22 protein-coding genes are annotated in these 23,189 nt (G+C 59.0%); 10 read left to right on the top strand and 12 right to left on the bottom strand.

The genetic code is table 11. The features are described 5' to 3' along the window. Positions 1-13: 13 nt before the first annotated feature. The 4 genes from ROLI_RS16020 to carB form a co-directional block, all read right to left on the bottom strand. The gene (locus ROLI_RS16020) at positions 14-1,138 is read right to left on the bottom strand and encodes a beta-ketoacyl-ACP synthase III (protein ID WP_187429019.1); all 1,125 of its coding nucleotides are present in this window, start codon (positions 1,136-1,138) and stop codon (positions 14-16) included. Positions 1,139-1,235: 97 nt separating this feature from the next. Continuing rightward, a complete protein-coding gene (locus ROLI_RS16015) occupies positions 1,236-1,526 on the bottom strand; it encodes a hypothetical protein (protein ID WP_187429020.1) in 291 nt (96 codons plus the stop codon). A 41-nt stretch (positions 1,527-1,567) separates the two neighbouring features. After that, entirely contained in the window at positions 1,568-1,816 is a 249-nt protein-coding gene (locus ROLI_RS16010; protein WP_187429021.1) for a ParB N-terminal domain-containing protein, read from the bottom strand. A gap of 303 nt (positions 1,817-2,119) precedes the next feature. Further along, entirely contained in the window at positions 2,120-5,476 is a 3,357-nt protein-coding gene (carB, locus tag ROLI_RS16005; protein WP_187429022.1) for a carbamoyl-phosphate synthase large subunit, read from the bottom strand. A 411-nt stretch (positions 5,477-5,887) separates the two neighbouring features. Between carB and ROLI_RS16000 the strand changes: the two genes are divergently transcribed. Beyond that, positions 5,888-6,022, top strand: coding sequence for a hypothetical protein (locus ROLI_RS16000; protein ID WP_262386416.1), 135 nt, complete (start codon positions 5,888-5,890; stop codon positions 6,020-6,022). 139 nt (positions 6,023-6,161) lie between these two features. Here the strand turns inward: ROLI_RS16000 and ROLI_RS15995 are convergent, their stop codons facing one another. Continuing rightward, a complete protein-coding gene (locus ROLI_RS15995) occupies positions 6,162-6,821 on the bottom strand; it encodes a hypothetical protein (protein ID WP_187429023.1) in 660 nt (219 codons plus the stop codon). A gap of 172 nt (positions 6,822-6,993) precedes the next feature. After that, positions 6,994-7,755, bottom strand: coding sequence for an alpha/beta fold hydrolase (locus tag ROLI_RS15990; protein WP_187429024.1), 762 nt, complete (start codon positions 7,753-7,755; stop codon positions 6,994-6,996). Between the two features lie 77 nt (positions 7,756-7,832). Between ROLI_RS15990 and ROLI_RS15985 the strand changes: the two genes are divergently transcribed. Together ROLI_RS15985 and tnpA are read left to right on the top strand one after the other, a co-directional pair. Then, positions 7,833-8,207, top strand: a complete 375-nt coding sequence (locus ROLI_RS15985) for a hypothetical protein (protein ID WP_187429025.1) — start codon at positions 7,833-7,835, stop codon at positions 8,205-8,207. A gap of 407 nt (positions 8,208-8,614) precedes the next feature. Continuing rightward, positions 8,615-9,016: an IS200/IS605 family transposase gene (gene tnpA, locus ROLI_RS15980; RefSeq protein ID WP_405049029.1), complete on the top strand. Its 402-nt coding sequence runs from the start codon at positions 8,615-8,617 to the stop codon at positions 9,014-9,016. 26 nt (positions 9,017-9,042) lie between these two features. On the opposite strand, the gene ROLI_RS15975 is transcribed toward tnpA, so the two are convergent. Both ROLI_RS15975 and glyA read right to left on the bottom strand, forming a co-directional pair. Further along, complete coding sequence (locus ROLI_RS15975; protein WP_187429478.1) at positions 9,043-9,459, bottom strand: cupin domain-containing protein; 417 nt, start codon at positions 9,457-9,459, stop codon at positions 9,043-9,045. A 113-nt stretch (positions 9,460-9,572) separates the two neighbouring features. After that, positions 9,573-10,868 carry a serine hydroxymethyltransferase gene (gene glyA / locus ROLI_RS15970; RefSeq protein ID WP_187429477.1) on the bottom strand — a complete coding sequence of 432 codons (1,296 nt, stop codon included), beginning with the start codon at positions 10,866-10,868 and terminating at the stop codon, positions 9,573-9,575. Between the two features lie 221 nt (positions 10,869-11,089). On the opposite strand from glyA, the gene ROLI_RS15965 reads away from it, so the two are divergent. The 3 genes from ROLI_RS15965 (at position 11,090) to ROLI_RS15955 (ending at position 13,569) form a co-directional block, all read left to right on the top strand. Beyond that, complete coding sequence (locus ROLI_RS15965) at positions 11,090-11,851, top strand: NAD kinase (protein ID WP_187429476.1); 762 nt, start codon at positions 11,090-11,092, stop codon at positions 11,849-11,851. Next, entirely contained in the window at positions 11,848-13,077 is a 1,230-nt protein-coding gene (locus ROLI_RS15960; protein WP_187429475.1) for a Coenzyme F420 hydrogenase/dehydrogenase, beta subunit C-terminal domain, read from the top strand. The genes ROLI_RS15965 and ROLI_RS15960 overlap by 4 nt, the downstream gene beginning before the upstream one ends. Before the next feature lie 282 nt (positions 13,078-13,359). Next, positions 13,360-13,569, top strand: coding sequence for a CsbD family protein (locus ROLI_RS15955; RefSeq protein WP_187429474.1), 210 nt, complete (start codon positions 13,360-13,362; stop codon positions 13,567-13,569). 133 nt (positions 13,570-13,702) lie between these two features. Here ROLI_RS15955 and ROLI_RS15950 read toward each other — a convergent pair whose 3' ends face one another. The 4 genes from ROLI_RS15950 to ROLI_RS15935 all read right to left on the bottom strand — a co-directional run bounded on the left by ROLI_RS15950 (position 13,703) and on the right by ROLI_RS15935 (position 18,905). Beyond that, entirely contained in the window at positions 13,703-15,607 is a 1,905-nt protein-coding gene (locus ROLI_RS15950; RefSeq protein ID WP_187429473.1) for a propionyl-CoA synthetase, read from the bottom strand. 68 nt (positions 15,608-15,675) lie between these two features. Then, positions 15,676-16,002: a hypothetical protein gene (locus ROLI_RS15945; protein WP_187429472.1), complete on the bottom strand. Its 327-nt coding sequence runs from the start codon at positions 16,000-16,002 to the stop codon at positions 15,676-15,678. A 199-nt stretch (positions 16,003-16,201) separates the two neighbouring features. Continuing rightward, the gene (locus tag ROLI_RS15940; RefSeq protein WP_187429471.1) at positions 16,202-16,468 is read right to left on the bottom strand and encodes a hypothetical protein; all 267 of its coding nucleotides are present in this window, start codon (positions 16,466-16,468) and stop codon (positions 16,202-16,204) included. 163 nt (positions 16,469-16,631) lie between these two features. Next, a complete protein-coding gene (locus ROLI_RS15935) occupies positions 16,632-18,905 on the bottom strand; it encodes an NADP-dependent malic enzyme (protein WP_187429470.1) in 2,274 nt (757 codons plus the stop codon). Between the two features lie 186 nt (positions 18,906-19,091). On the opposite strand from ROLI_RS15935, the gene ROLI_RS15930 reads away from it, so the two are divergent. From ROLI_RS15930 to ROLI_RS15915, 4 genes are read left to right on the top strand one after another with little or no spacing between them, the layout of a single operon-like run. Further along, a complete protein-coding gene (locus ROLI_RS15930; RefSeq protein ID WP_187429469.1) occupies positions 19,092-20,186 on the top strand; it encodes a cupin domain-containing protein in 1,095 nt (364 codons plus the stop codon). Positions 20,187-20,240: 54 nt separating this feature from the next. After that, complete coding sequence (locus ROLI_RS15925) at positions 20,241-20,648, top strand: cytidine deaminase (RefSeq protein ID WP_262386446.1); 408 nt, start codon at positions 20,241-20,243, stop codon at positions 20,646-20,648. A 5-nt stretch (positions 20,649-20,653) separates the two neighbouring features. Then, positions 20,654-21,961: a thymidine phosphorylase gene (locus ROLI_RS15920; protein WP_187429489.1), complete on the top strand. Its 1,308-nt coding sequence runs from the start codon at positions 20,654-20,656 to the stop codon at positions 21,959-21,961. Next, a complete protein-coding gene (locus ROLI_RS15915) occupies positions 21,961-23,172 on the top strand; it encodes a phosphopentomutase (RefSeq protein ID WP_187429468.1) in 1,212 nt (403 codons plus the stop codon). Before ROLI_RS15920 ends, ROLI_RS15915 begins: the two co-directional genes overlap by 1 nt. Positions 23,173-23,189: the final 17 nt, after the last annotated feature.

The following is a 23,189-nucleotide window of genomic DNA, read 5'->3' as shown; positions in this document are numbered from 1 at the left end:
GCCATCCCCCGGCTCAGCCGTGTTTTTCCAACAAAACAGACCCCACCGAATAGCCCGCGCCAAAGGAACAGATCAGGCCAAATTCACCGTGTTTGAAATCCTCTGAGTTCTGGGAGAACGCGATGATCGACCCTGCGGAGGAGGTATTGGCATAGTCTTGCAGAATATTGGGTTGTTCTTGTGGTTCGGGCGTGCGGCCAAGCACTTTGCGGCCGATAAAATCATTCATCGTCTTGTTGGCCTGGTGCAGCCATAGGCGCTTCAACTGATTTGCATGCACACCCGCATCGCTGATATGCGCTGCAATATGCTCTGATACCATGGGCAAGACTTCCTTGAAAACCTTGCGCCCGTTTTGCATGAATTGCATGTCGCGTCGGTCGGCCATGCCAGCCGGGCGGGAACGGCGCAAATATCCGTTATTGTTGCGAATGTTATTGGAAAACTCTGTGGCACAGCGCGTGGATTTGATCTCGAAATATCCGCGTTTTGCGTCTTCGCTGCGCTCGATCAAGGTGGCGGTCGCAACATCGCCAAAGATGAAATGGCAATCCCTGTCGCGCCATTCCAGATGCGCGGAACATATCTCTGGGTTGATGATCAAAGCGCTCTTGACGCTGCCTGCGCGCACCATGTCCGCCGCTGCCTGAATGCCGAAGGTCGCCGAAGAGCAGGCGACGTTCATGTCAAATGCAAAGCCCTCGACACCCAACAATTGCTGTATTTCGATGGCGACTGCCGGGTAGGCGCGTTCCATGTTGGAGGCCGCACAGATCACAAGACCCACGTCGCGCGCGGTTTTGCCCGCCATATCGAGCGCCTTTTGCGCCGCGTTGAGCCCCATTTCGGCCATGATGGACGGTTCATCATCATCGCGTTGACGCAGCAGCGGGTGCATGACCGCCGGATCGAGGATGCCGGTTTTGTCCATGACGTATCGCTGGTGGATACCGGACGCCTTGAGGATGAATTCCTGGGATGAATACGCCTTCGCTTCCAGCGTACCAGCCGCAATTTCATCTGCGTTTTGCGCGTTGAACAGGTCCACATGGGCATTGAACGCGGTCACCAGTTCAGCATTGCTGATCACGTTTGGTGGGGTGAAAACGCCAGTTCCGGTGATGGCGGGTATATACATGCTGGAAACTCCCAAAGAGGCGCTATTTCTGGACGTAAATGAACCCTGCGGTCAAGGCAGCTCCGCAAAGGTGACGTGGCGTCGGGTTGCAACGCGGCTACCGGGTCGGGATCGAATAGAGCGTGTACCCATCGCGCCTTGCAACCTCCCGCGCGCCTGCGGTCGTTATCAGACCGCCCGTGTTTGCCGCGCCGGTGGGGCAGGCAACGAGGACCGCGGCGTCATCGAGGAACGGATTGGTGAACGCATCCTCTCCCACGCGACGGCATATGTCGCCGTCAAATCTATAGCCTTCACCAAAAAGGGGAAGTGTCGTGACCGTAGGTTCGCTCGTTTGATCGCAGCCCGCCAAAACAGCAATGACAGGGAGCGCTCTGAGCGTTTGCATGGGGGTGCTGCGCTGTTGCGTGTTTTTTGACATCCTGCGCGTCAATGCAGGCGGGCGCGCACAAGATAGGCCATGATTTCTGTTTCCCCCAACGCGCGAATGGCTTCCAACCGGTGCAGCCCTTCCACCAGAATGAACCCGGTACCGTCCTTGCGGACCTGTATCGGCGTGGTCTGACCGTTCTCGATGATGTCCTCAGCCAGGTCTTGAACCTTGCCGGGGTCCAATGTGCGCGCCCTTTTGGCGGGCACCCTGACATTGGAAATGGCGACATTTTGTTTATCCAGCATGGAGGGAGTGTGAAGCGTTTATCCGTACATGGCCAGAGGCTTCATGCAGTTTGCGTCGCGCCGGGGTAACGGGACCTTTTGATTGCGCTCAGGGCCCCATATTCGGACAGGTCCGAGAGTGTTTTTGACGAAGACAGTGATGGCAGGTGGTTTTCAGCCCGTTATGTGCGTCGGTTCTGAATTTTGTTCAACCACGGAACCTGAGGTTGCCTAAGTAATAAAGACGGCGAATTCTCGATTCCGCCGTCTTTTTATGTATGCAGGGCCTGTCCAGATGATCTTGCGCATCTGCGTTTTCCGATTTTACCCCTGCAAGGCCTTCACGCCGACGTCCCCGTCCGCCTGTGCTCGGATCGCCAATGCGGCGGCATAGCTGCCAGCGGCGGTCGTGAAATAGGGGATCTTGTCATAAAGCGCGATGGAACGGATCGATTTGCTGTCCTCCACCGCTTGCGCGCCCTCGGTGGTGTTCATGACCAGATGGATGGCTTCGTCTTTCATCATGTCGGTGACGTCCGGGCGCCCCTCATAGACCTTGTTCACCAGGCCACAGGCCAGATCATGTTCCTTGAGCCAGGAGGCGGTGCCGCTGGTGGCAACCAATGTGAAACCCTGATCGAGCAGGATACGTGCCGCCGTAAGCATGTCATCGGTCTTGTCGGCATCCTTGATCGACAGAAACGCACAGCCCTCAGATGGCAGGATCGTCCCAGCCCCCATCTGTGCCTTGAGGAACGCGCGGGGAAAATCGCGGTCCCACCCCATCACCTCGCCGGTGGAGCGCATTTCGGGGCCAAGCAACGTATCCACACCGGGGAAGCGCGCAAAGGGCAGCACCGCTTCCTTGACCGAGAACCACGGCATATTCGGATCGGCCAGCGTCATCGGATCGCCCAACGGCAGCACGTCGGCATAGGCCGCATCCGCGTCATAGGGCGCGCGTTGCGGGAAGTTGGAGAGCGGTTCGCCCGCCATGATGCGCGCGGCGATGGAGGCGATGGCCGAATCCGTCGCCTTGGCCACAAAGGGCACGGTGCGCGAGGCGCGGGGGTTGACCTCGATGAGGTAAACCTCGCCGTCCTTGATCGCGAACTGGATGTTCATCAGGCCCACCACGTTGAGCGCGAGCGCCAGAGCACGGGTCTGTTTTTCGACCTCAGCGATGATGTCGCGCGGCAGGGAGTAGGGCGGCAGGGAGCAGGCGCTGTCGCCCGAATGCACGCCGGCCTCCTCGATATGTTGCATGATGCCTGCGACATGCACGTCCTTGCCATCGCAAAGCGCATCCACGTCGAGTTCCACCGCGCCTGACAGGTAGCTGTCGAGCAGTACGGGGCTGTCACCGGACACCACAACAGCGTTGGTGATGTAGCGTTCCAGCGAGGCCTGATCACGCACGATCTCCATGGCGCGCCCGCCGAGCACATAAGAGGGGCGGATCACCAGCGGGAAACCGATGTCTTTGGCAATTTCCAGCGCCTCGGCGTCCGAATGGGCAATCCCGTTGTGCGGCTGTTTGAGGCCGAGGGATTGCACCAATTGTTGAAACCGTTCACGGTCCTCGGCAAGGTCGATGGCGTCGGGCGTGGTGCCGAGGATCGGGATGCCTTCGGCGTGCAGGGCGGCGGCGATCTTGAGGGGGGTCTGACCGCCGAATTGCACGATCACGCCGTGCAGCGTGCCGTTTTCTAGCTCAACCCGCAGAATTTCCATGACGTGCTCGAAGGTCAGCGGCTCGAAATACAACCGATCCGATGTGTCATAATCCGTCGAAACCGTCTCAGGGTTGCAGTTGACCATGATCGTCTCATAACCCGCATCGGTCAGCGCATAGCACGCATGACAGCAGCAGTAATCAAACTCGATCCCTTGCCCGATCCGGTTCGGACCGCCGCCCAAGATAACGACCTTCTTGCGATCCGATGGGCGGGCTTCGCATTCCACCTCGCCGAAAACAGGCATCTCATAGGTCGAATACATATAGGGCGTTTGCGCCTCGAATTCGGCGGCACAGGTGTCGATGCGTTTGAACACCGCCGTCACGCCAAGGTTCTGACGCGCCTTGCGCACATCTGCCTCATCGCAACCGGTCAGGGTGGCGAGCCGCGCATCCGTAAAGCCCATCATCTTGAGGTGACGCAGTGCCTTTTCCGTGCCCGGCAGGCCGTCTGCGCGCAGGGTCCGTTCCGCCTCGATGATCTCTCTGATCCGCGTGAGGAACCACGGGTCGAACATCGTCACGCCGTGGATATCGGCGTCGCTCATGCCGTGGCGCATGGCCTGGGCGATGGTGCGCATACGGTCGGGCGTTTGCTGGCTGATGGCCTTGATAATGGCGGCGCGATCCGCACCCTCGATGCCCCAAGGGTCAACGCCAACGCCGGGGATGTCGATTTCGTCAAAACCGGTGAGGCCGGATTCCATGGAGGCCAGCGCCTTTTGCAGACTCTCATGGATCGTGCGCCCAATGGCCATGGCCTCGCCCACCGATTTCATCGCCGTGGTTAGGTTGGGCTCGGAGCCGGGGAATTTTTCAAAGGCGAATTTTGGGATTTTTGTGACGATATAATCGATAGTTGGCTCAAAGCTGGCGGGCGTGACCTTGGTGATGTCATTGTCCAGCTCGTCCAGCGTGAAGCCCACGGCCAGTTTTGCGGCGATCTTGGCAATCGGAAACCCCGTGGCCTTGGAGGCGAGCGCAGAGGAGCGCGACACCCGCGGGTTCATTTCGATCACCACCATGCGGCCATCCACCGGGTTGATCGCCCATTGTACGTTCGACCCACCGGTTTCCACGCCAATTTCGCGCAGCACCGCGATGGAGTGATTGCGCATGATCTGGTATTCTTTATCCGTCAGCGTCAGCGCGGGGGCCACGGTGATCGAATCCCCGGTGTGCACGCCCATCGGGTCCACGTTTTCGATGGAACAGACAATGATGGCGTTATCGGCAGTGTCGCGCACGACCTCCATCTCGAATTCTTTCCACCCGAGCAGGCTTTCATCCACCAGGATCTGGCCCACGGGGGAGGCATCCATGCCCGAGCGGCAGATTGCCTCGTAATCATCGCGGTTATAGGCGACACCGCCGCCCGTGCCACCCATGGTAAAGGCGGGGCGGATGATCGCGGGCAGGCCGACCTCTTCGAGCGCCTCAAGGGCGATGGCCACACCGGCGGCGAGGTCCTTTTTGCCGTTCACCTTGGGGGCGGTAACGATGGTCGCTTTGGGGTTTTCAATGCCCAAGCGGTCCATGGCTTCGCGGAACAGCTTGCGGTCCTCGGCCATCTCGATGGCTTCGCGTTTGGCCCCGATCATCTCGACGTTGTATTTGTCCAGGACGCCCATTTCTTCGAGCGCGAGCGAGGTATTGAGGCCGGTCTGCCCGCCCATGGTGGGCAGTAAGGCATCGGGGCGTTCCTTTTCGATGATCTTGGCGACCATTTCCGGTGTAATGGGTTCGATATAGGTGGCATCGGCGAGACCGGGGTCGGTCATGATCGTGGCGGGGTTGGAATTGACCAGAATGACCCGGTAGCCCTCCTCCTTCAGCGCCTTGCACGCCTGCGCACCGGAGTAGTCGAATTCGCATGCCTGCCCGATTACGATGGGGCCCGCACCAATGATCATGATGGATTTGATATCGGTTCTTTTTGGCATGGTCGGCCCCCTGATTTCCGGACACCCGCATGTGTCCAAATTGTCTGCGTTATAGGCAACGCGCGCACAGGTGCAAGGTCGAATGACACACCAGCGGGGGGAGGCTCTGCCCGCGCAGTGAACAGCCAAAAGACATCCACAGGGCCGGGTTGATACCGCCCGAGTGGAAAGCGTGCATTTGCCACTAACGATATGCGCCTTAGCGTTCCGGGTCTGAGCAAATCAAATCATACGCTGGTGCAACTTGCGAAACATAAAACCAACAAACTTATTTGGGAATCATTGGAATGAAACTTTCCGTCTCCTGATGCCTGGCCGTATTTGCCGCAGTCGTATGTGCCACCGCATCGACGGCCACCATGACGGTGGAATTCACGACCACCGTTTCCAGTACATCAAAGGATGGGCGGGTTGCAGGAAGTGGCGACGACGACCGATCCCTTGTTTTCGGACCGCCCCGCCATTCTGTCAGGCAACACGCTCTCCGACCTGCCGCTGATGTTGACGGGTCTTGGCGGTCTGGCGTTGCTATGCGGTCGCCGCTGACTTTCGTGAACGGCGGTGCTTTGCGGCGGGCGGGCATGCGCAAAGAAACAGCAACGCGGTAGAGTTTGAATAGGAAACCTGCACTTACCAGAGGTGCTGCAAAAGCCTCCATCCTCCCTGCATTCTTTTGGGTAGCAGGCTACGCAACCGGTTTCCTGCGGTGCATCAGGGCGAGACCGGCGAATGCCGTTCCGAACAACAAGAGAGCGGCGGGTACTGGAATCGGCGCAATTTGCGTTTCGGTTGTGATGACTGGTCCATCCGTAGGAGGAGCAGGCGGGATAAAGAGCGGCGGTGTCGTGGTCGCCACTGGTACATTCGCACCGCCACCGCCCCCAGAACGGAACACGGCGGGTTGGAAACCAAATGTCACGGGATCTACTGGATTTCCTCCCAGGAAACTGGGTTCAAAAGTCGGGGGGCCGACGATCAGGTCCGTCGTCCCGTTCATAAACTTGATGCATCGGCGCAGCGCGACGGCCCGGAAATCATCAATTGGGTCCGCCCCGCTTGTCGGATCGACTGGCGTGTAGCCGAAATTGCCTTTGGGCTGGGACAGGTCACCAAAACGCACCGCCGCGTCGGAAAACGGCACTACCGGTTTCGGTGACTGTAGGATCACCCTGTCCAGATCCGCATCCGCAATCCCGAAAGAGGCGTTCAGAACCTCAGCCTGAACGTCAATTCTATCGTTCAGAAAAGCGATGCCCGGCAGGCCGCGCATACTGATTGAGGAGGCTCCGAAAGCGACCGTTGCAGCGAGCACGATTGCCACTGCGAGCGTAAGAAAACCACGCATACCAACACCATTACAACTATACCAAGACACCCCTGCCCAGAGTTCAAATTTCGTCCCAAACGATTGAAAAAGCAATAAATTAAGTGGAAATTGGTAAACAACCCAGAGTTGGATTTAATATTTTGCCTGGGCTGGCTCTTGGGATTTATGCCATTTTCAACACATAGCAGCGTTACGTTTGCAGAGCCAGAAATGCGCGTACCGCGGCTTCGAATTCCCGTGGTTTTTCGGCATGTAACCAGTGCCCGGCTTGGGGCAGTTTGGCAAAACGCGCCTTTGGAAACAACGACTTGATCGCAGGGCGGTGTTCAGCCGTAACGTAATCGGATGCAGCGCCGGATAAAAACAGCGTTGGGCCTTCGAACGCGCCGCTCAAGGTCGGAAAGGACAATATGCGGTCCATCTCCAGGGCAAGAACATCAAGGTTAAGACGCCAACGCCTTTCCGCGACATCCAGAGATTGGGTGAAAAAGCTTTGCAAGGCTGGTTCGACGCCCAAAGCACCAAGCTGCGCTTCCGCATCCGACCGGCGGGACAGGTTTGACAAATCCACCGCGCGCATTGCCGTGATGAATTGCATCTGGCTATGCGTATAGGGCACCGGGGCGATATCGCCCACGATCAGACGACGTATTAGTTCGGGGTTTTGCACAGCCAGAACCATTGCGGCCTTACCCCCCATGGAATGGCCGATCACATCGACCGGCCCGCCAAGATGCTGGATCAATTCAACCAGATCATCCGCCATGTCGCTGTAGGTATGGGTTTTGGTCCAAGCACTTTGACCGTGGTTGCGCTGATCCACCGTGATAACGCGCGCGACATCGCAGAGGCGTTTGGCGATCACGCCCCAATTGCGCCCGGATCCGTAAAGACCATGCACGATGACCAGTTTGGGGGCGTCCGGCGCGCCAAATTCAGAATAGCTGAGCATAACAACGGGCTAATGGATTTGAACGCGTGGTGCCAGTGCTATTGTGTCTGCGCCATCAGGATGATTATGCTCTGCCCATGCAGGCTTCACTAGACATCGAAACAAAAGCCGAAACCCTGAACGCCGCGTTTGAAAAACATCTCGGGATCAAAGGGCAAACGCTCGCACACAGCGTCGGGCGGGCGCGGCGCCGCTTGCCAAAACGTTTGTACCGGCAGGCGGTTTTGGTGGCGGATGTTGATGCGTTGCGGGGTAATATCAAATTGACCCGGCAGTTTGACGCTCATGAGATTGACCGCTCTTTTGACGATGTCACGCAACATCTGAGCAAGATCGACCGTGCGGATGCGCGCCGGGGTCGTGTGATTTCCGTGCTGGCCGCGCTTGCGTTCAATTTCATAGTGGTCTGTGTGGCAGTGATCATTTGGTTGCGTCTGAACGGCACGATTTGAAATCTGGAGGCAGGGGCAGTTGGACGCTTCGGAGGGATGCACTCATCGGGGGTAAAACCTCGTTGAGGTCAGGGGCGGTCGCGGCGTGTTTGAATTCAACTTTAAGACATGAGGTGCCGGCTTTTACGGCAACCAGGCACTGGTTGGCGGTTGTTTCCCACGCTGGGCAATGAAGATAGATCGCGGATTTGACGGCACCGGCTTGATGCGTTTTTTGAGTTGAGCATCCCGGTATTTGTTTTGATGCCTTGGCACCGCTCAAAATGTTCCGACACAGTTTACTTTCCACCTAATGGATTTAAGCCACCGGCTTCTAGCCGGTCCGCTTCAGCGAAGCTGTCTTTGATCTTCTCTCTTGAATTTTGAAACCCGCTGAGGCGGTGTGGTTTCAAAATTCAAGAGAGAAGATCATGCGTTATTCGAAATCCGCTCACACGCGATTTTACCACAGGTTTCACGTCGTGTGGGCCACAAAATATCGCTACAAGGTTTTGCAAGGGCCGATGCGGGAGCGTATCCGAGAGATTATCATGCAAACCTGTGCTGAAATGGGCGTCCATATTGTGAAAGGCGTGTTGGGTCGCGACCATGTCCATATGTTCCTGTCGAGCCCACCAAAGCTCTCCCTGTCCAAAGTCATGCAGCGCATCAAAGGCCGCTCGTCGCGACGGATACAGATGGAGTTCCCGGAGTTGAAGAAGCGCTACTGGGGGAGGCGGTTCTGGGCCCGGGGATACTTCTCAACCACCTCCGGCAATGTCACCGACGACATCATCACGCAGTATCTGGAATTACATTCCTCCAAATGATGCTACCGGCGTCAGCCGGTAGTCCTTCACTTCTCTGTGCGCGAGGGCTCTTGTGTGTATTGGGCATCGCTCACCAGCTCGTGCCATGCCACCGTTTCCCCGTCGAGCGCTTCCTGAAGAGCGATGTGGCTCATAGCTTCCTCGGCGGTTGCGCCGTGCCAGTGTCTTTCATCAGGGGGAAACCATACAACATCCCCTGGGTGAAGGGCCTGCACCGGTCCAGCTTCGCTTTGAGCGTAACCGGATCCAGACGTGATGATTAGTGTTTGACCGAGCGGATGGGTATGCCACGCCGTACGTGCTCCGGCCTCGAAAGTCACCAAGGCGGCACGCAGGCGCGAAGGGTCGGGTGCATTAAGCAGAGGGGCGATGTGCACCGCGCCGGTGAAATACGCGGATGGCCCGTCTGCGGATTGTGCGGTGCCTGAACGTGTTATCTTCATACCGTTACTGCCCTTTAGAGGTCCGAAAGGGTGGCCTGAAGCCCACCCTACGGCATGTCACATCGCCGGTTGGTATCGACGTAGGGTGGGCTTCAGGCCACCTTTACCCCGCGCTAAAGGTTGGGATACATCGGGAAACGGGCGCACATCTGCTGTACCTCTGACTTGACCTTGGCCTCAACCGCTGCGTTGCCTTCTTCGCCGGTTGCCGCAAGCCCATCGACGACTTCGATGATCCAATCGGCGATTTGGCGGAACTCTGGCTCACCAAACCCACGGGTCGTGCCGGCGGGCGATCCCAGGCGGATGCCAGACGTCACCATCGGCTTTTCCGGATCAAACGGCACGCCGTTCTTGTTGCATGTGATATGCGCCCGCCCGAGCGCCTTCTCGGTCGCGTTGCCCTTCACGCTTTTAGGGCGCAAATCGACAAGCAGCACATGTGTATCCGTGCCATGTGTGACAGTGTCGAGACCGCCCTTGATCAACTGATCGCTCAGAGCCTGCGCATTGGTGATGACCTGTTTGATGTAGTCCTTGAAGTCGGGCCGCAATGCTTCGCCAAAGGCCACGGCCTTGCCGGCGATGACATGCATCAAGGGTCCACCCTGAATGCCCGGAAAAATCGCGGAGTTGAATTTCTTCGCCAGCGCCTCATCATTCGTCAGGATCATTCCACCGCGTGGCCCGCGCAGGGTTTTATGGGTCGTTGTCGTCGCCACATGTGCGTGGGGGAAGGGCGAGGGGTGTTCCCCTGCCGCGACAAGACCCGCAAAATGCGCCATGTCCACATGCAGATAGGCCCCCACCATATCGGCGATCTCGCGCATCCGGGCGAAATCGATCTGGCGCGGAATGGCAGAACCGCCTGCGATGATCATCTTGGGATTGTGCTCTTTTGCAAGGGCCTCGACCTGATCGTAATCCAACAGGTTGTCTTCGCGCCGCACACCATATTGCACCGCGTTGAACCACTTGCCGGACTGGTTTGGCTTGGCCCCGTGGGTCAAATGGCCGCCCGCATCCAGGGACATGCCCAGAATCGTATCACCCGGTTGCAACAGCGCCTGAAATACGCCCTGGTTTGCCTGGCTGCCGGAGTTTGGTTGGACATTCGCAAAACCGCACTCAAACAGCTTGCAGGCGCGTTCGATCGCGAGCTCTTCGGCCACGTCGACGAACTGGCATCCACCGTAATAGCGCCGCCCCGGATATCCTTCGGCGTATTTATTGGTCATGATGGAGCCTTGGGCTTCCAGCACGGCCGCCGACACGATGTTTTCGGACGCGATCAGTTCGATCTCATCGCGCTGGCGTCCCAATTCATCGGTGATGGAGGCAAAGATTTCCGGGTCGCTGTCGGCCAGCGATGTGGTGAAAAAGCCGGGGGCACGGTGCGGGGCGTTCATGAGGGGTCTCCCTATCGAGTGATCAAAGTTAAAGATTTCTACAGTAAACTAAGTCGCGCGCAAAGAGTGTAAAGCGACCCGTGAACCGTTCTCTGCGGCGTTGATAGGGCGAAGGGCACAGCGGGGCAATTCAGCCGAAAGGTGGTATGTGCTGCGACGCTGGCCTTGGCGGGTGATATGTGCTTGTTTCGGATCACAAAGACCCGGATCGGAAATGACCAATGCCCCTCAAGATCGCCTTTACCGCCAGCCGAGCGGAGGTTGCACAAACTGCGCGGGCTGCGTTGATCACCCGATATGGAAATGCGCCTCTGGAAGATGCGGATGCCATTGTCGCGCTAGGCGGGGACGGCTTCATGCTGCAAACGTTGCATGATGTGCAAAAACTGGCGACGCCGGTTTATGGTATGAACCGCGGCACCATCGGCTTTTTGATGAACACCTACTCTGAAACCGATCTGCTGGACCGGTTGGAGGCGGCGGAGGAAGCCGAGATCAACCCACTCAGCATGACCGCGACCTGCGCGGATGGCTCGACCACCAAGGCGCTTGCGATCAATGAGGTCTCTTTGTTGCGCGCCGGGCCACAGGCGGCGAAACTGAAGATCACCGTGGATGGACGGTTGCGCATGCAGGAATTGGTCTGTGACGGCGCGCTGGTGTGCACGCCCGCAGGCTCCACCGCCTATAATTACTCAGCGCATGGCCCGATTATTCCCATCGGTTCGGAAGTGCTGGCGCTCACGGCCATGAGCGCTTTTCGCCCGCGACGCTGGCGTGGGGCATTGCTGCCCAAAAAGGCGGTGGTACGCTTTGATGTGCTGGAACCGGAAAAACGACCGGTGATGGCGGAGGCGGATGCGAATTCGGTCATGGGGGTCATCAGTGTCGAAATCCGATCCGATACGCAGACCGTGCACCGTATCCTGTTTGATCCCGGTCATGGTCTTGAAGAGCGCCTGATCAGCGAGCAATTCACATGATCCAGACGCCTGATATTGGCCCTGCTGAGCCGCGTGGCCTTTGCACAGATTGCGGCGTATCCCGGATGAAAGACGCCAAGGCTTGCGGGCGCGCCTGCCAGTTCATTGCGCCGGATTATCCGCGTTTTGAGGGGCGGGTGCATGGGCGTACGCGTGAGGTTGGCGACGAGGTGTTTTTTGGCCCGTTTCAGGCGATGTACCGTGCCGAGATGAAAACGCCCAAACCCGGTGCACAATGGAGCGGGATCACCACATCGCTGGGCGCGCGTCTGCTGGAAACCGGCAAGGTGCAGGCCGTTTTATGCATGGTGGCGGACCCGGATGACGTCTGGCGGCCCAAACCGGCGCTGATCACGCAGGCGCAGGACATGGCGCAGGCGCGGGGGATGCGGATGGGCTATGCGCCGCTGCTCGCTCTGCTGGAAACGGCGCAGGCGCAGGGGTTTACCCGACTGGCCGTAATCGGGATCCCCTGCCAGATCTATGCGCTGCGCGCCTTGGAGGCAGACCTGGGGCTGGAGCGGCTCTATGTGATCGGCACGCCCTGTTCGGACAATACGACGACCGAGAACTTCCACCAGTTCCTGAACCTGCTGGATGAAGACCCCGCCGCGATCACCTATCTTGAGTTTCGCACCGATTTCAAAGTCGAGCTGCGCTATAATGACGGACGCCAGCGTTTGATCCCGTTTCTATCGCTGCCGATCTCTGATCTGCCGCGTGACTTTTTCCCGCTGACCTGCCGCAGCTGTGTGGATTACACCAACGCGCTGGCCGATATCACGGTGGGGTATATGGGCGGGCAGGGGGAGCAATGGGTGATCGTGCGCAATGCACGCGGCGCCGAAATCCTCGATACGATCGCGGATGACATCCGGGTGAGCGCGCCGGGCTCAGCGGGCAAACGTGCCGGTGCCGTCAAGGGGTTCGTGGCCAATACAGAACGCGCGGCGGGCGGGTTGCCCCTGCGGCGGATGCCCGACTGGCTGCGCCCTATCGTGAGTTGGCTGCAACCGCGCATCGGGCCGCGCGGGTTGGAGTTTGCGCGCGCGCGTGTGGAGATGAAGGCCGCCGAGACGGTCCTGCATCTGCGCCGTGAAGTGCCGGCAAAGATGAAGAACATGATCCCCGATCACGTCTGGCAGATCGCAAAACCCTATGGGCTGGTGCCCGGTGCGGGCGAGCAACCTCCAACGGATGAACCAGACCGGCACAAGCCGGAATGACGGTGCTACGCCGCGGGAAGGCGTGGTGAATTTCATCTCACCTGACCTGCAACGCGCGCTCCCCGGCATGGCTTTGGCCTGCCAAAGAGCGGCGCGGTGTTTGAGCTGTTGTGACGTTGGTTTGTGTCCGTAGCCGCCACATGGCTCCAATCGCGATTTGAATGGATTTTCAGAAATACGGTTTCTTCGGGAACTTTCTGGTTCCCTGCGGTGTTGTATTTGCAAGAGCATATGAAGCGCATGTGCTTGGTTCAAAGAGATCAACTGGTAAAGGAGAGACCAATGAACTGGGACATTATCAAAGGTAACTGGAAACAGATGGCCGGTCAGGTGCAATCCAAATGGGGCGAGTTGACCGATGACGAGGTCGATATGCTTGAGGGCGACCGCGACCGACTTGCGGGTCTGATCCAGGAACGCTATGGCATCGCCAAGGATGAAGCTGAGCGTCAGATCGACAGCTTTGTCGCAGAATATAAATCGGCCGCTTGAATTACCTCGTAGCGACCGATTTAAAAAAAGGGCGATGCCTGCGGGGGTCGTCCTTTTTATGTTGTGCGCAACGGGGGCATTGCGGTTTTATTCACAGGCCATGAAAAATGTCCCAAAGCACTGCTTTGGCGGTTCATTCCGACCCTTTATCTTTTGCGTAACCAATAGTTTGCAATGCGTTCTTTATTTCATCCAGAATTGCGGGGTCGTCTATTGTCGCGGGCATCTTGAAGGGTTCGTTATCTGCGATTTTAACCACCGTTGCGCGCAAGATTTTACCCGAGCGTGTTTTGGGCAGACGCTCCACGACCAGCGCATTCTTGAAGGCCGCCACGGGGCCGATTTTCTCGCGCACCAGCTTCACGCATTCCGAGGTGATCTCACCATGCGCTCGGTTCACCCCCTTGGTCAGACATAAAAGACCCAAGGGTGCCTGCCCCTTAAGCGCATCCGACACACCCACTACCGCGCATTCCGCGACATCCGGATGGGCGGCCAGGATCTCTTCCATCGCGCCGGTGCTCAGACGGTGCCCGGCAACATTGATCACGTCATCCGTGCGCGCCATGATATAAAGATACCCATCCGCGTCGATCATGCCCGCGTCGCCGGTTTCGTAATAGCCGGGGAAATGCGTGAGATAGCTTTTGCGAAATCGATCCGTGGCATTCCAGAGCGTCGGCAGGGTTCCGGGGGGCAGCGGCAGTTTGATTGCGATTGCGCCCAATTCACCGGGCTTTTGCGGATGCCCGGCCTCATCGAGAATCTGCACGTCATAGCCTGGCATGGCGACGGTGGGAGAGCCGATCTTGACCGGCAAGGCTTCGAGCCCGGCCGGGTTACCCGCGATGGTATAGCCGGTCTCCGTCTGCCACCAGTGATCATAGACCGGCACGCCGAGGGTATCACCGGCCCACTCGATGGTATCAGGGTCGGCGCGTTCCCCAGCAAGGTAAAGCGCGCGCAAACACGACAGGTCGTATCTCTGCCGCTCCAGCCCCTTGGGGTCCTCGCGTTTGACCGCCCGGATCGCCGTCGGTGCGGTAAAGAAACTGCGCACGTTATGTTCGGAAATCACCCGCCAGAACGTGCCCGCATCAGGGGTGCCGACGGGCTTGCCCTCAAACACGATGGTGGTGTTGCCGTGGATCAGTGGTGCGTAACAGATATAGCTGTGCCCCACGACCCAGCCCACGTCGGATGCGGCCCAGAAGACATCACCGGGATCGCATTGGTAGATGTTTTTCATCGTCCAGTGGAGCGCCACCAGATGCCCGCCAGTGTGGCGCACAACACCCTTGGGTGCGCCGGTCGTGCCAGAAGTATAGAGGATATAGGCCGGATGATTGCCTTCAACCGGCACACATTCCGCAGGGGTTACGCCGTCCTGTGCGGCGTGCCAATCCAGATCACGTCCGGGGATCAAGTCGGCGCGTTCCTGATCCCGTTGCAGGATCAGGCAGACCTTTGGTTTATGCCGCGCCATGTCAATCGCGCCGTCCAGCAGGGGCTTGTAATGGATCACCCGGCCCGGCTCCAACCCGCAGGAGGCCGCAAGGATCGCCTTGGGCTCGCAATCATCGATCCGAACCGCCAATTCATTGGCCGCGAACCCGCCGAAAACCACGGAATGAACCGCCCCGATGCGCGCGCAGGCCAGCATCGCCTCCAACGCCTCCGGCACCATGGGCATATAGATGATCACCCGGTCGCCCTTGCTCACACCCTGCGCAACGAGCGCCCCGGCCAGCGCGGCCACCCGTGTTTGCAACTCAGAGTAGGTCAGGTGCGATTTGGAACCGGTAATCGGGCTGTCATGGATGATTGCGACCTGATCGCCGCGACCGTCCGCCACATGGCGGTCAACGGCGTTGTAACACCCGTTGGTCAACCCATCCGCGTACCATTCATAAAGGTCGTCGCCACGATCAAACAGAGCCTTACTCGGAGGTTTGCTCCACGCAATAGCCTCAGCGGCTTCCATCCAGAATTTCTCGGGATCCGCCATGCTGGCAGCGTATATTTCCTGATAGCCCATATGTCCCTCCCGGCCTTGCACCTCCCTTGGTGTAGCCGCGCGGCGGGGCGAACCGCAAGAGGCTGAGATCAAAGCCCGAAAGGGAAATCGAAGATGTTTGCGTTAACGGGGCTGTCGACGGTGCGCCGCAGGTCCCCCAGCTCGGCGCGGCGAATCATCTTTTCGCATTGTCCCGGCTCTTCAAGATCGCACACCACACGGGTTGCGCCGACGGCGACGGATGTGCGCTCATACCGCTGCGCGCGGCTCCCTTGGTCGGTCTGGAAACTGCGGGTTTTGAGCGGGTAGGCTTTCCCATCCACGCTCAGCAAGCCGGTTTTTTCCTGCGTCGCGCTCGTGCAGGCCGCAAGAACACAACATGCGCTCAAGGCGGCTATCCCGATCAAACGCTGCATGTGATGAGGTCTCCTTATTGCGAATTATTGTGAATTATTGCGACGACCGGGGGGGGTGAAGGTTTCGACGCTTCAGGTCCCCCGCGCCATGACGCAATGGTTTGGTGCATCTGCGATCCGAAGGGGGCGGATGATACGTAGCGGCAACCGGATGAAGCGTGAGCCGGTCAGAAACGCCGGGTGGCACAGGCGCGGCGGCTCAAAAGCGGTCAATCGGGTCTTCCAGCCCCCTGCGCGCGGCAGCTTCGCAATCGCCGGGGCTGTCAAGGATGCACAGGTAATACCGGGCATTTACCCGAACGCTCGACGTCTCATAAGACCCGTTTGCGCCCTCGATCGTGCGGGTGCGAACGTCATAGGCCTCCCCATCCACCACGACCGTGCTGATTGTCTCGCTCGACACTGTGGCGCATGCACCCAAGGCCAGCAGGGCGGTTGCGGATATGAAGGCCATTTTTTGGATCACGGGGCAACTCCGAAAGATGAATGAAGCGAACGGTTGTCTTAGAAAGAACATAGGGTGTTTGCTGGTCGAAATCAAAATCAAGAAGAAGTCATCCTAATGACCACTGCGGTTTAGTCTGCTAAAACTGCAAGACACTGAAACCCCGCTTGAGATCGCGTTTCTCTTAGCCGTATTGATCCACCGGCGTCCCGGAGATGGCCGCCATATTGAGAAGCCCGCGCGCGGTGATGGAGGGGGAAACGATATGCGCCTTATTGCCCATGCCCATCAGAATGGGCCCGACTTCCAGCCCGCCGCCTTTCATTTTGAGAATGTTACGCACGCCCGATGCCGCATCCGCATGGGCAAAGACCAGAACATTGGCCGCCCCTTCCATCCGGTTGGAGGGCATAACCCGCGCGCGCAATTCTGCATCGAGCGCGGTGTCGATATTCATCTCGCCCTCATAGCAGAAATCAGGGCTGCGCGCATCCAGCAGTTTGATCGCAGCACGCAAACGCCCTCCGGTGCCTTCGCCCTGATTGCCGAATTGCGACTGCGAGCAAAACGCAACCTTAGGCTCGATGCCAAATCGGCGCACATGGCGCGCAGCCCCCATGGCGATTGTCGCAATCTGTTCGGGGTCTGGATGCAAATGCACCTGCGTATCCGCAATGAACAATGGCCCGTCCTCAAGGATCATCATCGACAGCGCACCATCGGGTTTGCGTCCGTCCCGCCCGAGAATCTGTTGCAGGTAATTCAGATGCCAACGGAATTCACCAAAGGTGCCGCAGATCAGGCTATCTGCTTCCTGGCGCTGTACCATGACCGCGCCAATGGCGGTGGTATTGGTACGCATGATGGCCCGCGCGATGTCCGGCGTGGCACCGCGGCGCGCCATCAGGGCGTGATAGGTTTCCCAATAATCCCGGTAACGCGGGTCATTTTCCGGGTTCACCAGATCGACGTCCTTGCCCAGACGAATGGTGAGGCCGGCGCGCTCGATGCGGGTTTCGATCACATCGGGGCGCCCGATCAGAATGGGTTTCTCGGTAGTTTCTTCCAGCACAGCTTGTGCGCAGCGCAGCACACGCTCGTCTTCGCCCTCTGCAAACACGATCTTGCGCGGGGCCATGCGGGCCGCCTGAAAGACCGGGCGCATCAATAGCGCGGATTTGAAGACCGACCCGTCCAGTTTTTGACGATAGACCTCCAGATCTTCGATGGGCCGAGTGGCGACACCGGTTTCCATTGCCGCGCGCGCCACGGCGGAGGAAACAACACCGACAAGACGCGGATCAAACGGTTTTGGGATGAGGTAATCGGGACCGAACGTCAGCTGTTCACCCTGATATGCGGCGGCGGCCTCTGCGGATGTCGTGGCACGCGCCAATTCTGCAATTCCGTCGATACAGGCCAGCTCCATTTCGTCGTTGATGGTGGTCGCACCCACATCAAGCGCGCCGCGAAAAATAAAGGGGAAGCAGAGTACATTGTTGACCTGATTGGGAAAATCGGACCGCCCGGTGGCGATGATCGCATCGGGTGCGACGCTGCGCACGAGGTCGGGGAGGATTTCCGGGGTCGGGTTGGCCAGTGCAAAAACGATCGGGCGCTCTGCCATTTTCGAGACCATTTCGGGCTGCAAAACGCCCGGTCCGGAGAGCCCGAGGAACAGATCAGCCTGCCCGATGACGTCCTCCAGCGTGCGCAGATCGGAGTTTTGCGCAAATTGGGTTTTGCTGGGGTTCATGTCGATCTCGCGGCCCTCATAGACAAGGCCGTGAATGTCGCAGAGCCACACATTCTCGCGCTTCACGCCCAGTTTGAGCAGCATGTTCAGACAGGCGATGCCCGCAGCCCCGCCCCCTGTCGAGACGATCTTGATGTCCTCAAAGGTCTTGCCCGCCACATAAAGCGCGTTGGTCACAGCGGCACCCACGACAATGGCGGTGCCATGCTGGTCATCATGAAAGACAGGGATGTTCATCCGCTCGCGGCAAATGCGCTCCACGGTGAAACAATCCGGGGCCTTGATGTCTTCAAGGTTGATCGCACCGAACGTCGGTTCCAAAGCACAAACGATGTCGGCCAGTTTTTCCGGATCGCTTTCGTCTACTTCAATGTCAAAGCAATCAATGTTTGCGAATTTCTTGAACAGAACGGCCTTGCCCTCCATCACCGGTTTGGAGGCCAGCGCGCCGATGTTTCCAAGCCCCAAAACGGCCGTGCCATTGGTCACAACGCCGACCAGGTTACCGCGCGCGGTATAGCGCGCCGCCGTTGAAGGCTCTTGTTTGATTTCCAAACAGGCCTCGGCCACGCCCGGAGAATAGGCCCGCGCAAGATCACGCCCATTGGCCAGTGGTTTCGTGGCACGAATTTCGAGTTTTCCCGGCTTTGGGAACTCGTGGTAATCAAGTGCCGCCTGGCGCAGGTTCTTGGATTCAGTCATGACGTGGAAGCTCCTCCGATCGGAATAGTTTAGCATTAAACTACTCAAGGGTGCGCGCCAAGGTGCTGTTTTTTTGTGCGCCTGCGACGGGCGCGGGGTAGGGGTCGTTTGCGCGCGGGTCCTTGGTGATGTCTTGTAAATCTGTGGGGCGCACCGCAGGATGCGGGTGCAAGCAAGAGAGGTGTCATGGGCGAGATCAAAGCTGAGGTTTTGTTGCCAACGCAGGAGTTGCGTGACGATATTCCTTTTTATACCAAGGTTTTGGGGATGCGGATGGATATGATATATCCCGCGGATGACCCTACGGTCGCGGTATTTTCCGGGCATGGTTTGCGTGTCCGTATCGAAAAAGACGTCGCAGTCGCGCCGGGGCATTTGCGCATCCTTTGTGAGGATCCAGATGGGTTTGCCGATGGTAAGACACGCCTTAAGGCCCCCAACGGCACGCAGATCGACATCGCCCCGCTGTACGAACCGCTGGTGATGCCCGAAACGGTGCATAGCTTTGTGGTGCGCCGCCTGGCGGATCAGGCCCCCTGGGTGATCGGGCGGGCAGGTATGCATTACCGTGATCTTATTCCCGACCGTCTGGGCGGGTCGATCATTGCCAGCCACATCCGCATTCCCGACGGCGGGCCGGTGCCTGATATGGTGCATTACCACACGGTCGGGTTTCAGCTGATCTTCTGCTATCGCGGCTGGGTTGATCTGGTCTATGAAGACCAAGGCGAACCCTTCCGCCTGCACGCGGGCAATTGCGTGATCCAACCGCCCCAGATCCGGCACCGCGTCCTTTTTGCCTCTGACAACATCGAAGTGATCGAAATTGGCGTGCCGGCAGAGCATGTCACGACGATTGATCACGATATGGAACTGCCCAATGGCCCTGCCAATCCGGAGCGGGTGTTCTCCGGCCAGCGGTTCGTGCATCACAAGGCCGATGCGGCGACATGGGGGCCGTTCCGCATCCCCGGTTTCGAGAGCCGTGATACGACGATTGCCGCCCATACCGGCAATGTAGCGGGCGTGCATGTGGTGCGCGCTACCGCCGAGAAAAGCGTTTGGACGCAGCATGATGGAGATATTCTGTTCACTTTTGTCATGGCAGGTCACATGGTTTTGGAGGGCGAAGGGCGCGCACCGCATAAGTTGGAAGCGGGGGATGCATTTGTGATCCCGCCGGGCATGCCGGTGCGCTACGGGGACCCCTCGGATGATCTTGAACTGCTTGAGGTCTCCTTGCCGGGTGTTTTCAACACCACACCGGGCGGGGCAGTTTGAGCGCCCTGCCTCTTGCAAACGCGCGTCACTGAGGACACGCTGGGGGACAGCATGATGTCACAAGAGGTTCATATGTCGCTCAAAGAGGCCGCAACAACCGTGCGCGAAAATGCCCATGCGCCCTATTCCGGGTTCAAGGTGGGGGCGGCAATCCGGGCCGCCTCGGGCGCGGTCTATGTCGGGTGCAACGTGGAAAACGTCGCCTACCCGGAGGGCACCTGCGCCGAAGCCGGGGCGATTGCCGCCATGGTTGCTGCCGGAGAGACCAGCGTGATCGAGGCCTATGTTGTTGCCGGATCGCCGACTCCGGTGACGCCCTGTGGTGGATGTCGCCAGAAGCTCGCGGAATTTGCAACCAGTGACATGCGCGTGACCATGGCGACGCTCACGGGCATCGAGCAGGTCATGACGATGGGGGATTTGTTGCCGGGTGTCTTTAACGCGGATCATATGTCGACATGAGCCAATTGAGCGCGCGGATGCTTCTGGCGCAGCTGCGCCGCGGGGCCCCACTGGACGGCGAAGAGTTGACCTGGCTCGCGCAGGGGCTTGCTGATGGCGCGATCAGTGATGCGCAGGCGGGTGCCTTTGCCATGGGGATTTGCCTGCGGGGTCTGAGCGCTGAGGGGCGCGTGGCGCTGACACTGGCCATGCGCGACAGTGGCAAGGTGTTGAAATGGGACCTCGATGGCCCGGTTCTGGACAAGCATTCGACCGGCGGGGTCGGGGATTGTGTATCGCTGATACTTGCGCCTGCCCTGGCGGCTTGCGGGGCTTATGTGCCGATGATTTCGGGGCGCGGGTTGGGCCATACCGGCGGCACGCTGGATAAACTTGACGCGATCCCCGGTGTCAGCACGCAACTGGACGAGGCGCGGTTTCGGGCTGTGGTCGCGCAGGCGGGATGCGCGATTGTGGGTGCCAGCGCAGACATCGCGCCAGCGGATAAGCGGCTTTATGCGGTGCGCGATGTGACCTCTACGGTCGATAGCCTCGATCTGATCACGGCCTCCATCCTGTCCAAAAAACTGGCTGGAGGGCTGGACGGTTTGATATTGGATGTGAAGGTCGGCAGCGGAGCGTTCATGAAAGACATGGAGGCTGCCCGTGATTTGGCGGGCTCACTCGTGCAGACAGCCAATGCGGCGGGGTGCAAAACCATGGCCATGATCAGCGATATGAACCAGCCGCTGGCACCCTGCCTTGGCAATGCGCTTGAAGTGGCCGAGGTGATGCGCGTGCTGAGCGGGGAGGCCATCGGCCCGCTGGTCGAGATTTCAGTGGCGCTTGGCGGGGCTTTGCTCGCGAACGCGGGTCTGGCCGCAAATATCAAAGCCGGGGAGGAGGCCATAGATGCCACATTACGCGATGGCCGCGCGGCGCAGCGTTTCGGGAAAATGATCGCCGCCATGGGCGGCCCCGTGCGTTTTGTGGAAAACTGGGCGCGGTTCCTGCCCGAGGCCACGGTGATCCGCGCCGTGCACGCGCGCGGTTCGGGGTATGTGCACGCCATCAACGGCGAAGCTCTGGGCATGGCCGTGGTCACCCTGGGCGGTGGGCGTACCGTAGAAAGCGATTTGATCGATCCCGCCGTCGGCATTGCGCAGGTCGTGCGTCTGGGCGACAGGATCGCGCGGGGCCAGCCGCTTGCATTAATCCACGCAGCACGCCCGGATGCGGCCGACAGAGCGGTGGCGCAGGTGCAGGCGGCAATCGAACTGGCGGATACACCACCGCCCAAAACACCGGAACTGATCCGGGAAAGGATCATCTGATGGTACGCGCGTTTCTGGTGGTGATGGATTCGGTCGGCATTGGCGGTGCGCCGGATGCGCATTGCTTTTTCAACGGCTCCGTTCCGGATGAGGGGGCCAACACGCTCGCCCATATCGCGCGCGCCTGTGCGCAGGGGCAGGCAGCAACGGGGCGCGTGGGGCCTTTGCGCTTGCCCACTCTGGATCGGCTGGGACTGGGGCGCGCCGTGCAACTGGCCAGCGATACCTTCGCCCTTGGACTGGGGCGCGAGCCTGAAGGCGTCTGGGGTGTGGCCACCGAAGTGTCCCAGGGCAAGGATACACCCTCCGGACATTGGGAACTGGCCGGTGTTCCGGTGCCTTGGGAGTGGCATTACTTCCCTGACCAGGAGCGCGCATTCCCCGCAGAGATTGTGGATCAAATATGCGCGCAGGCGGGCGTCAGCGGCATTCTGGGCAATTGCCACGCCTCCGGGACGGTGATTGTGGATCAGCATGGCGCAGAGCACATGCGCAGCGGTCATCCGATCTGTTACACATCAGCGGATTCGGTGTTTCAGATCGCCGCACATGAGGAGACCTTTGGCTTAGATCGCCTCATGGACCTCTGTGCGGCGCTGGCCCCCACCTTGCATGACATGCGGGTTGGACGGGTGATCGCCCGCCCGTTTCTGGGGGATGCCGACATCGGGTTTGCGCGCACGGGCAACCGACGCGATTTTGCCATGTCGCCGCCTAAGCCCATTCTGACCAACTGGGTCCAGGATGCGGGGCAAAAGGTGTATGCTGTCGGCAAAATCGGCGATATTTTCTCCATGCAGGGCATTGATGCAGTGCGTAAAGGCAATGATGAGATGTTGATGAAACACCTTGGCAATCTGGTTGATACCGCCGAGGAGGGGAGCCTGACATTCGCCAATTTCGTGGAGTTTGACAGCCTTTATGGCCATCGACGTGACGTGTCTGGCTATGCGCGTGCGCTCGAGTGGTTTGACGCAGAAATCGGCAAATTGATCCCGCGGTTGCGCCCCGGTGACATTATGGTGCTGACGGCGGATCACGGCAATGATCCGACTTGGGTCGGGACCGATCATACGCGTGAACGGGTGCCGGTGCTGATCGCGGGGGCGGGGTGTAAGGCATTGGGGCATATCGGTTTCAGTGATGTTGCTGGCATTGTCGCACGCCACCTCGGCGTTGCGGTTCCCGAAAGCGCATCGGTGCGCAGATGACATCTGCGGGTTGCAGC

Source organism: Roseobacter fucihabitans (assembly GCF_014337925.2).
GTDB classification, from domain to species: Bacteria; Pseudomonadota; Alphaproteobacteria; order Rhodobacterales; family Rhodobacteraceae; genus Roseobacter; species Roseobacter fucihabitans.
This window is presented reverse-complemented; position numbering and strand designations above follow the sequence as displayed.

Excerpts from the sequence above, each read along its gene's own strand:
- carB (WP_187429022.1), bottom strand. The coding sequence starts at position 5,476 with ATGCCAAAAAGAACCGATATCAAATCCATCATGATCATTGGTGCGGGC.
- ROLI_RS15975 (WP_187429478.1), bottom strand. The coding sequence starts at position 9,459 with ATGAAGATAACACGTTCAGGCACCGCACAATCCGCAGACGGGCCATCC.
- ROLI_RS15960 (WP_187429475.1), top strand. The coding sequence starts at position 11,848 with ATGATCCAGACGCCTGATATTGGCCCTGCTGAGCCGCGTGGCCTTTGC.
- ROLI_RS15915 (WP_187429468.1), top strand. The coding sequence starts at position 21,961 with ATGGTACGCGCGTTTCTGGTGGTGATGGATTCGGTCGGCATTGGCGGT.
- ROLI_RS15945 (WP_187429472.1), bottom strand. The coding sequence starts at position 16,002 with ATGCAGCGTTTGATCGGGATAGCCGCCTTGAGCGCATGTTGTGTTCTT.
- ROLI_RS15995 (WP_187429023.1), bottom strand. The coding sequence starts at position 6,821 with ATGCGTGGTTTTCTTACGCTCGCAGTGGCAATCGTGCTCGCTGCAACG.
- ROLI_RS16010 (WP_187429021.1), bottom strand. The coding sequence starts at position 1,816 with ATGCTGGATAAACAAAATGTCGCCATTTCCAATGTCAGGGTGCCCGCC.
- ROLI_RS16020 (WP_187429019.1), bottom strand. The coding sequence starts at position 1,138 with ATGTATATACCCGCCATCACCGGAACTGGCGTTTTCACCCCACCAAAC.
- ROLI_RS15950 (WP_187429473.1), bottom strand. The coding sequence starts at position 15,607 with ATGGGCTATCAGGAAATATACGCTGCCAGCATGGCGGATCCCGAGAAA.
- ROLI_RS15990 (WP_187429024.1), bottom strand. The coding sequence starts at position 7,755 with ATGCTCAGCTATTCTGAATTTGGCGCGCCGGACGCCCCCAAACTGGTC.
- glyA (WP_187429477.1), bottom strand. The coding sequence starts at position 10,868 with ATGAACGCCCCGCACCGTGCCCCCGGCTTTTTCACCACATCGCTGGCC.
- ROLI_RS15985 (WP_187429025.1), top strand. The coding sequence starts at position 7,833 with ATGCAGGCTTCACTAGACATCGAAACAAAAGCCGAAACCCTGAACGCC.
- ROLI_RS15955 (WP_187429474.1), top strand. The coding sequence starts at position 13,360 with ATGAACTGGGACATTATCAAAGGTAACTGGAAACAGATGGCCGGTCAG.
- ROLI_RS15965 (WP_187429476.1), top strand. The coding sequence starts at position 11,090 with ATGCCCCTCAAGATCGCCTTTACCGCCAGCCGAGCGGAGGTTGCACAA.
- ROLI_RS15935 (WP_187429470.1), bottom strand. The coding sequence starts at position 18,905 with ATGACTGAATCCAAGAACCTGCGCCAGGCGGCACTTGATTACCACGAG.
- ROLI_RS15930 (WP_187429469.1), top strand. The coding sequence starts at position 19,092 with ATGGGCGAGATCAAAGCTGAGGTTTTGTTGCCAACGCAGGAGTTGCGT.
- ROLI_RS16015 (WP_187429020.1), bottom strand. The coding sequence starts at position 1,526 with ATGCAAACGCTCAGAGCGCTCCCTGTCATTGCTGTTTTGGCGGGCTGC.
- ROLI_RS15925 (WP_262386446.1), top strand. The coding sequence starts at position 20,241 with ATGTCACAAGAGGTTCATATGTCGCTCAAAGAGGCCGCAACAACCGTG.